Origin of the sequence: Streptacidiphilus sp. EB129, assembly GCF_041262645.1 — a bacterium.
GTDB lineage: Bacteria > Actinomycetota > Actinomycetes > Streptomycetales > Streptomycetaceae > Streptacidiphilus.
On record NZ_JBGCCS010000093.1, the window covers coordinates 1 to 3,356 of the forward strand.

Sequence of the window (3,356 nt, forward strand, 5' to 3'; positions counted from 1 at the left end):
CGCTTCTGTGCATCCGACATCCCCGGACGACCCATCCTTGCCATACGCCACACCCTCTCCTACCTGGGGTGTTGCGCTGACCGGTTGAGTTCACCGGGGCTTACTTCGCCCCGTCGAGCGTTGGCTCGGCGGGGCGAAGTGCTGCGAAGTGGCTGATGCGTGTGCGGGCCCGGGGCGTGTCGGTGAGGTGGGCGTCGATGCGGGCGAGGTTGATGGCGGCGCCGGTGAGCTGGTGTTGGAGGCTGGTTTTCGCAAGCCCTCGGTATCGGGATCTGCGCAGGCCGCAGCGTTGGACGCCCTGGGAGATGGTTCCTTCGACTCCAGCGCGGATCTTGTAGCGTTCCTTCCAGCCGTCTGTCTGCTGCAGAGCACGGGCCTGGCCGATGGCCTGGTGTTCTTCGTGGTGGCGGAAGGTCAGCTGACGGTATTCCGCCTTCGGCGAGTCGACACAGTCTCGAAGGTGCGGGCAGGGTCGGCAGGCGAGAGACGAGAACCTCACCCGGACCACGGGGGTGCCGGGGTCGAGGGTGACCTGGTAGGCCGTCCGGCCCGGGCCATAGTCGTGGCGTTCTCGGACGACACCGATCCTCCAGTGGCCCTCGATCCGCACCTGCACGACCGGCTTGTGTCCGGTGGCGTAGGCGAGGATCTCCGGCGGGGGTTCGCCTTCGCCTTGGGGCGGGACCTCCACCGCTTCCGGCGGCCGCTCCCCTGTGTCCGAGCTGCTCATACACGGCAGCTGTAGATCGTGACCTTTGCGGGTCGGTGCTGGTCAGCTGGGGATCTGCGTCCGCGAGGGTTGTCGGTGGCCGCCGTGATCATGGCGGGTTGTGACGCACGATCATGACACGGCGGCCTCGGCCACGATAGCGCCCGAGCGGTGGCGGGACCGGCTCAGGGACTTGATGGGCCGGGTGGCCGGATGCTTCCCGCGGCGCGAGACCCGGGGGACGTTCCGCGAGCTGGCCGAGGGCCTGCTCATGGAACTGGAGGACGTGAACTGCTGGACCCTGGCGGAGGCGGTCGGGCACAGCGGGCCGCACCGGTTCCAGCACCTGCTCTCCCGCGCGAGCTGGGACGACCGGGCCGTGCTGGACCAGGCGGCCGCCTGGGCGGTCGAGGCCCTGGACGACGGTGAAGGGATACTGATCGCCGACGAGACCGGCGACGCGAAGTCCTCCACCGACGCGGTCGGCGCCGGCAACCAGTACTCCGGGTCCCTCGGCGGTGTCGGGGTGTGCCAGGTCGCGGTCCACCTCTCCTTCGCCAGCAGCCTTGGGCACACGATCATCGACCGGGCCCTGTACCTGCCCTCGGACTGGGCCGCGGACGAGGAACGCCGTGACCTGGCCGGCGTCCCCGACGAGGTGCTCTTCGCCACCAAGCCCGCCATGGCCGCCGCGATGCTCACCCGGGCCGTGACCGAGAACCAGGTCAAGGCCGGGTTCTTCGCCGCCGACGAGGTCTACGGCAGCCGCCACGTGCGGCGCACCTGCCGCACGCTCGGGCTCGGGTACGCGATCGCGGTCCGCTCCAACCACAAGGTCACCACCCCCGGTGGGGCCATGACCTGCAAGGACGCGTTACGGCTGATCCCGAAACGGGCCTGGCAGCGGATGCGGACCGGCACCGGGACCAAGGGCGCCCGCGACTACGACTGGGCCATGCTGGAGGTGGTCGCCGACGACACTCCCGACGGCCAGGACGACGCCGGGGTCTCGGTCCTGCTGGCCCGCCGGCACCGCTACACCGGCACCGTCTCGTTCTTCCGCTGCTGGTCACCGGCCCCCGTGCCACTGGCGAAACTCGTGCGGATGGTGTGCTGCAGGTGGCGGATCGAGGAGGACTTCCAGACCGCGAAGACCACCACCGGCCTGGACAAGGGCCAGGTCACCACCTGGACCTCCTGGCACCGGTGGAGCACCACGGCCCTGGTCGCCTACGCCTTCCTCGCCGTCACCACCGCCCTCGAACGCGGTGCTCCCATCGACGACCAGCCCGTCGAACTCGTCCCCGTCACCTGCCACGAACTCCTGCGCCTGCTCAGACTGCTGATCCTGGCCGCACCTCGACGCGACGCCGACCACATCCTGCACTGGTCCACCTGGCGCAGACGCCACCAGCACCGAGCCCGCCAAGCCCACAGACGATGGCACACCTACGCGGACACAGCGCCATGACCAGCAGGAACACCATCAGCATCACGATCTACAGCTGCCGTGTCATAGCTCGCTGGTCTCGGTGACCGGCCGGATCCGCTCCCGCGGATCCAGGGTCCCCTTCACCCCGACGACGGACAGGAACAGCCGCCACCCTTCCCCAGACACTTCACCGGTGTTGCTTATGAGCTCGACGACCGCCCGGAGCAACTTTCTACTGTGAAGAAAATTTACTTAAAGTGACGACTCCGAGGATCTGCGGCCCGATCGCTCAGGTGCCATCGGAAGCGATGTTCGCCGGAGGACGATGTCCCGACGGGCGGCGACCCAGGCATCCTCGAAAGCCATAGGGGTCAGAGCCTCGGGGCTGTGGCCCTGCCATTCCGAGATCGGAATCTGTGCGGTGAGGCCGAACTCGGACTCGTAGTCGGCGAGCCGACCGGTGGCCTGGGCTTCCAGCCACTCTGCGAGCGATGCAGCAGCGATGGGGATCAGCTCTGGCCCTTGGAGCTCGATCTGCCTGGTGACTTGCCCGTTGCCGTCAAGTTCGAAGAAGAACCAGACGTCTTCTTCCTTCCAGTGGCAGCGAATCCAGGTCGTCATGTGGTGGGTCGGTTCTGCAGTGCCCGGCGGCTCGCCTGGAGTCGCGCGCCCGGGGAGGTGAGCTCCAAAGCCCGGTTGTCGCAACCGCTGGCCATGTGATCGAGCCAGCGCTCGTACCAGGTCAGGAAGTCGCTGGCCGAAGAAACGTCGGGGCCCCAGAAGCCGTCGCTGTTTCCAGTGAGGATCCGCCCCGCGAGCGGCCCGGTGATCCCGATCAGGACCAGATCACTGCAGCCGGCTTCGATGATGTTCAGGAAGAGGTCGCCCGCGGCGGTTCTTCGGTTGGCTGCCGTGAAACCCCGTGGAGCGCCAAGGTCCCCCTGGGGGTCCATGGTGAACAGGTCGCACCTGTCCAAGGGCAGCAGTCCGTAGAAGGGTGCGGCCCCGCTGCCACCAAGTTCGGTGAGGAACGCGCGGTAGGGAGCGGGGAGCTCAATCTGGACATCTGCCTCGAACCTGGATACTCGGGACGCCGATAGAGGGGCGGTGAGCCGGAACTGATGGCGTCCCGCCGAGTGGTGTAGCAGGGATCTTGGAATGACCCCTGGTCATGGGGCGGCCACCGCGCAACTCTCCGAGTAGCGAAGCTCGTTG

General features: G+C 67.7%; 3 protein-coding genes and 1 pseudogene. 1 reads left to right on the top strand and 3 read right to left on the bottom strand.

Annotation, left to right across the window (positions count from 1 at the left end; genetic code table 11):
* Positions 1-100 precede the first annotated feature (100 nt).
* Positions 101-511 (bottom strand): annotated as a pseudogene (locus ABH925_RS37505) (transposase); the annotation flags it as partial.
* Between the two features lie 319 nt (positions 512-830).
* Between ABH925_RS37505 and ABH925_RS37510 the strand changes: the two are divergent.
* On the top strand, positions 831-2,180 hold the full coding sequence (locus ABH925_RS37510; protein WP_370156095.1) for an IS701 family transposase: 1,350 nt from the start codon (positions 831-833) through the stop codon (positions 2,178-2,180).
* 213 nt (positions 2,181-2,393) lie between these two features.
* Here the strand turns inward: ABH925_RS37510 and ABH925_RS37515 are convergent, their stop codons facing one another.
* Both ABH925_RS37515 and ABH925_RS37520 read right to left on the bottom strand, forming a co-directional pair.
* Positions 2,394-2,762, bottom strand: a complete 369-nt coding sequence (locus ABH925_RS37515; protein ID WP_370156097.1) for a hypothetical protein — start codon at positions 2,760-2,762, stop codon at positions 2,394-2,396.
* On the bottom strand, positions 2,759-3,094 hold the full coding sequence (locus tag ABH925_RS37520; RefSeq protein WP_370156099.1) for a hypothetical protein: 336 nt from the start codon (positions 3,092-3,094) through the stop codon (positions 2,759-2,761). The genes ABH925_RS37515 and ABH925_RS37520 overlap by 4 nt, the downstream gene beginning before the upstream one ends.
* Positions 3,095-3,356: the final 262 nt, after the last annotated feature.

Bases quoted from the DNA above. Each gene is read 5' to 3' on its own strand.
- ABH925_RS37520 (WP_370156099.1), bottom strand. From the start codon at position 3,094: ATGGACCCCCAGGGGGACCTTGGCGCTCCACGGGGTTTCACGGCAGCC.
- ABH925_RS37515 (WP_370156097.1), bottom strand. From the start codon at position 2,762: ATGACGACCTGGATTCGCTGCCACTGGAAGGAAGAAGACGTCTGGTTC.